Annotated in this window: 3 protein-coding genes; all 3 read left to right on the plus strand. The window is 58.8% G+C overall.

What is annotated here, in order from left to right:
• Positions 1-337, plus strand: a 337-nt coding sequence (locus tag AC13QE_RS31235; protein WP_488486657.1) for a DUF5372 family protein, incomplete at its 5' end; no start/stop codon positions are given.
• A 178-nt stretch (positions 338-515) separates the two neighbouring features.
• Positions 516-977, plus strand: coding sequence for a helix-turn-helix domain-containing protein (locus tag AC13QE_RS31240; RefSeq protein WP_069611454.1), 462 nt, complete (start codon positions 516-518; stop codon positions 975-977).
• Positions 978-1,269: 292 nt separating this feature from the next.
• On the plus strand, positions 1,270-3,366 hold the full coding sequence (locus tag AC13QE_RS31245) for a recombinase family protein (protein WP_488486658.1): 2,097 nt from the start codon (positions 1,270-1,272) through the stop codon (positions 3,364-3,366).
• The last annotated feature ends 42 nt before the right edge of the window (positions 3,367-3,408 follow it).

The raw sequence follows: 3,408 nt of genomic DNA on the forward strand, positions 1-3,408 counted from the left end.
CGCTCCAGCTTCTTGTACCTCACAAGAGAATGCAGCCTCGACAAGCACAGATCAGGAGTTAGTGCGGGTCACGCATCCGTTTCATCCTTTATTCGCACGGCAGTTGCCATGTGTCGGCCGGCGTTTCAACCGGCATGGCGAACGCCTTTTACTGCAGGTCGACAATGCTGCCGTTTGGTCGCTTCCCCCGCAATGGACTGATCTTTTCAGTGCGGATCCGGAGGTGGTCATGGGCAAGGGACGGGCGCTTATGCGGTTCGCCGATTTGATGGAACTCGCGGATCTGGTCGATCGTCTTTCCAGCAAATCGGGGACGCGACCACACTGCGACTTGTAAAGGCAATTATACCGCACATGTAAAGCGAATTACGCCGCACAGGGAACTCGCATGACCAACAAGGCACGATATAACGATGATATAGCCGACGCAAAGGCTGACGGCAGTCTTGACGCAACCGCGAATGGCGGCGTAATTTTATTTACGTTAATGCCGATTCGCGTGATCGGAGCCAGCGATGTCTGCCAAGTACGACAGCAAGCGATCCAAGATAGACGTCCTTATCGAAGAGGGTACCTTCAATCCAACCCCGGACAAGGTGCGCGATCCGAAGTTCCAGGGCAGCGAGTTCTTCGATCCGCACGATGTTGTGCAGGTCAAATACGAGATGCTGCGTCGCGTCTCGATCGACAAGGTGTCGGTGACGGAGGCCTCCGACGAATATGGAGTCTCCAGGCCGACCTACTATCAGGCCAAGGCGAACTTCGACCTGGCCGGGATTGCCGGACTGGTGCCGGCAAAGACGGGGCCGCGCGGCCCCCACAAGATCGACGACAAAGTCCTGGCATTCCTGCAAGCACGGCTGGTTCCAGGCGAACCCGTTCGCGCCAGGGAACTGGCGAAGCTGGTACGCCGCGAACTCGATATCGAGCTTCATCCCAGAACGATCGAGCGGGTATTAAAAAAAACCGGCAGGTAAACATTGCCGCGATGTCGGCATGTTCGATCTCACCGTCGACCATTGCGGCCCAGTACGAGGTGCTACGTGGTGCAGCTCTCGGTGAAGTGCTGCCGTTCAAGGCCCGTAGTGGCCTCATGCTTTTTCGGCGCCGGGGCATGTGGGGATGGGTCCAGGCGCTGACCGCAATCGCAAGCTCCCCTCAAGTGCTGATTGACCCGTCGACAGCCGTCGGCTCAGCGCACGGCGGACACAACGCCGTCGTTCATGTCCTTGCAACAATCGCCACGAGCATCCACCTGCGGAGGTCACCATGAATGCACACCTCAAAGTCCAGTCTCATCACCTCGAACGCGGCGCCTATCTCTACATCCGTCAATCTTCGATGCGGCAAGTCATCGACAATACCGAGAGCACCCGGCGGCAATATGCGCTTCGGGGGCGCGCGGTCGCCCTGGGCTGGCGCGACGAGCAGATTATCGTCATCGATAACGATCAGGGCGAATCCGGCGCATCGGCGGCCTGGCGCGAGGGATTTCAGCGGCTGGTCAGCGATGTCGGCATGGGGCATGCCGGGATCGTAATGGGCCTGGAGGTCTCCCGTCTGGCGCGCAACAATGCCGACTGGCAGCGGCTGCTGGAGATCTGCGCTCTCGCCGATACACTGATCCTCGACGAGGACGGTGTCTATGACCCAGCAAGTTTCAACGACCGGCTCCTGCTCGGCCTGAAGGGAACAATGAGTGAGGCCGAACTGCATGTGATCAAGGCACGGCTGCGCGGCGGCATCCTCAACAAGGCCCGGCGTGGCGAGTTCCGTTGTCCGCTGCCGACCGGGTTGGTCTATGATCCGTCCGGCAATGTGACGCTTGATCCAGACCTGCAAGTCAGAGAGACGATCGTTCATTTCTTTGAGACGTTCTCTCGCGTCGGATCCGCCTCCCAGACCGTCAAGGTCTTTCGCAAGGAAGGCCTTCTGTTTCCATCGCGCTTGCACAACAGCGAGACGCTGTTTCGGCCGCTGACCGCATCAACGGCAATGCGTGTCCTGAACAATCCGCGCTACGCTGGCGCCTACACCTATGGCCGGCGACAGTTTCGACGCACCGTCGATGGCAAGAAGATTTTACGCTCGCGCGACATTGACGATTGGCTGGCCTGCATTCCCGATGCCCATCCCGGTTATATCAGCTGGGAGCAACATCAGGAGAACCTGAAGATTCTTGAGGCGAATGGCCGTGGATATGACCTGGCACGCGCGTCAATTCCAAGAGAAGGCCCCGCGCTGCTGCAAGGCCGCGCCATATGTGGGCAATGTGGTAGGCATTTCAGGGTTCGCTACGCTGCCCGCCGCGGCCGACTGGACGCCTGGTACATTTGTGATCGCGCCCATAACGATCGCGCAGAACCCTCTTGCCAGTCGATAGCAGGGCCTCCCGTCGACCAGGCCGTTGGCATGCTGGTTGCTGAACAGATGACGCCGGCCGCCGTCGAACTGGTGCTCGAAGTCCGTAAGGAGATCGAAGCCCGTCATGAAGAAGCGGATCGGCTGCGCTACCGCGCGATCGAGCGCGCCCAAACAGAAGCCGATCTCGCCCAGCGCCGTTTCATGCTCGTCGATCCCAATAATCGCCTCGTCGCCGACACGCTCGAAGGTGAATGGAACGAGAAGCTCCGCATCCTGGCCAATGCCCGCGAAGAGCGCGAGCGCGCTCGCGAGCAAGATCAATTCATTCTCGATAAGGCTGTTCATGAGCGGTTGGTCGCAATGACGGCGGACTTCAAAAAGCTTTGGGCCGACCCGGATACCCCGAACCGCGAACGCAAGCGACTGCTTGCCCACATTGTCGAAGACGTCACCCTCGTCAAATTACCGGCGAAAGGGACGACCAAGGTTCACATTCGATTTAAGGGTGGCAAAACCCAGACGCTCACCACCATCAGCCCAAAATCCTCCGCCCAGCAGATAACGACACAACCCGGCGTGGTCGAATTGGTCGACAGGCTCCTTGACGACCACGTCTATTCCGAAATCGCCGAACTTCTCAATCAGCAAGGATATCGCCCGGGCGAGGCAGGGCGTCGTGGCCGTCAGGACGCCCGCTTCACACCTTTGCGAGTCGCCTATCTCGTGCACCAATACAAGTTGCGTCCACGCCATGATCGCCTACGCGAGCGCGGAATGCTGACAAAACAGGAAGCAGCGGCGCGCCTCAATGTCCACGAACAAACCGTCACCAGATGGGCCAAGCATGGCCTCATCGCCAGCCATGCCTCGAACGGACATCATTACCTTTACGAAATCCCCGATGGAGACCTGCCGCGGAAACAATGCAGCCGATGGAACCGGCTCATTGATCGGGCTGCCGCACGCGTACAAAGTGCCAGCCACGCAAAACTTGTCAGCTGAAGAAGAAAGAGGTGTAGTATGGACGCAAATCGTTCGTAAACA

The sequence above is a fragment of the Martinezella sp. CNPSo 3957 genome, assembly GCF_057784395.1.